This window comes from Streptosporangiales bacterium (assembly GCA_009379825.1).
GTDB lineage: Bacteria > Actinomycetota > Actinomycetes > Streptosporangiales > WHST01 > WHST01.
In genome coordinates this window covers 1-1657 of sequence record WHTA01000168.1, presented here as the reverse complement: position 1 = coordinate 1657, position 1657 = coordinate 1, and the positions used below count along the sequence as shown (strand labels likewise).

General features: G+C 71.3%; 2 protein-coding genes. Both read right to left on the bottom strand.

Annotated elements, in window-relative coordinates; translation table 11 throughout:
- On the bottom strand, positions 1 to 303 hold a 303-nt coding region (locus tag GEV07_30935; protein ID MQA06923.1), incomplete at its 3' end, for a hypothetical protein.
- Entirely contained in the window at positions 296 to 1228 is a 933-nt protein-coding gene (locus GEV07_30930) for an NAD-dependent epimerase/dehydratase family protein (protein MQA06922.1), read from the bottom strand. The genes GEV07_30930 and GEV07_30935, both read right to left, overlap by 8 nt.
- Positions 1229 to 1657 lie beyond the last annotated feature (429 nt).

The following is a 1657-nucleotide window of genomic DNA, read 5'->3' as shown; positions in this document are numbered from 1 at the left end:
GTAGGCGCCGACCCCCATCAGCAGGCCCACCACGTGGTTGGCGATCGCCGCGGCCATCAGGTCCTGCGCGACGTGCAGCACCGGCCCGAGGAGCAGGAACGAGTAGCCGAGCGGGCTCGTCTCGCCGGGGTCGGGGTTCTCGAGCGCACCGAGATAGCGCCGCGAGTCGACGTGGAACAGCGCCGGCTGGTACGCGAGCGTGGCGAGCACCCGGAGCACGGCGCCGGCGACGAACAGCGCGAGGAACAACCAGTGCCGGCGGGCCCAGTGCGCGACCGAACGGACACCTGCTGCGTCAGTCATGCGGCGGCTGTCGCCAGTCGTCCCATACCGTCGCTAGCCCGGACTCGAGATCGTGCGCCGGCCGGTAGCCGCGCTGCCGCGACCGGCCGATGTCGACGATGACCGCCGGCATCTCCCCTGCCTTCACCGGCACATGCGTGACCGGGATCGGCCTGCCGGTCACCCTTCTGGCCGCGGCGACCAGCTCGTTCACCGTGACGGACCGACCGGACGCGATGATCGCCGGCCCCCGCAGGCTGCCGGCCAGTGCCAGCTGGATCCCGTCGACCGCGTCGTCGACGTGCACCAGGTCGCGGCGCTGCTCGCCGTCACCATAGACCTCGACGCCCCGGCCGGCCAACGCGGCGCGCATGAGCCGCGGCACGAAGCTGTCCTTCGTCTGCATCCCCGGACCGTAGACGTTGGAGAAGCGGAGGGCGACGGTGCGCATGCCGTACCCGCCCGCGTACCCGGCGAGCAGCATCTCTGCGGCCGCCTTCGTGGCGCCATAGGGCGACCTCGGCCGCAGCGGGGTGTCCTCGGTGATCGTCTCGTGGCCATGGTCACCGGCGACCGCGTTGGTCGACGCGAGCACGAACGTGCCGACGTCGCGTTCCCTGGCCAGCTCGAGCAGCGCTGAGGTCAGCTCGACGTTGGACCGCGCGCACTCGTCCGGCCGCTCGACCGAGCGGAGGACGGAGGTGAAGGCGGCGAGGTGCACGACCGCGTCGACACCGGTGGCGAACGCCTTCTCCCTGATCACCGGGTCGAGCAGATCGCCGCGGACGTGCGATGTCTCGGGATCGGCCGGTGCTCTGGCGTCGGCGACGACCACCTCGTCGCTGGCACGCGCCAATCTCCGCACGAGGCGGGCACCGATGAACCCCGCACCGCCGGTGACCAAGACGCGGCGCCCGGCGCCAACCGTCGAGTTGCTCGTGCGCATGGCGAACCGGGCTCTCCCGCGGACGACGACGGTGAAGCCAGTGCAGTCTAGCGCGCACCACCACCGGTCGGCCGAAGCGATCCCGGCGGGCGGCGATGCTCGCAGTTGCCTCGCAACGCCAGCACGCCGCACGACGAGCACCTGGCGTCGACCGATCGCGCGCGACGAGTCACTCCACCGGAAGGCGGTCCCGGTACGGAATAGCCCGACAACGCGCACAGCCTGGCGGCCTGCATCGGACGTTCACGGCATATGTCGCGCCGTGCGCACCGCCACGTTGCGGGGTTGCTGTCGCCAGCACAGCAGCAACGCCGCAACGTGGCCGTCGGGACGGCCACCACGGGAAGATCACCTACTCCGACAGCGGGACTAGAAGAGCACCGACATGAAGCAGCCGACCTCCTGGAAGCCGGCCCGCTCGTAGGCCGC

Coding starts and splice junctions, on each gene's coding strand:
- GEV07_30930 (MQA06922.1), bottom strand. CDS start 1,228: ATGCGCACGAGCAACTCGACGGTTGGCGCCGGGCGCCGCGTCTTGGTC.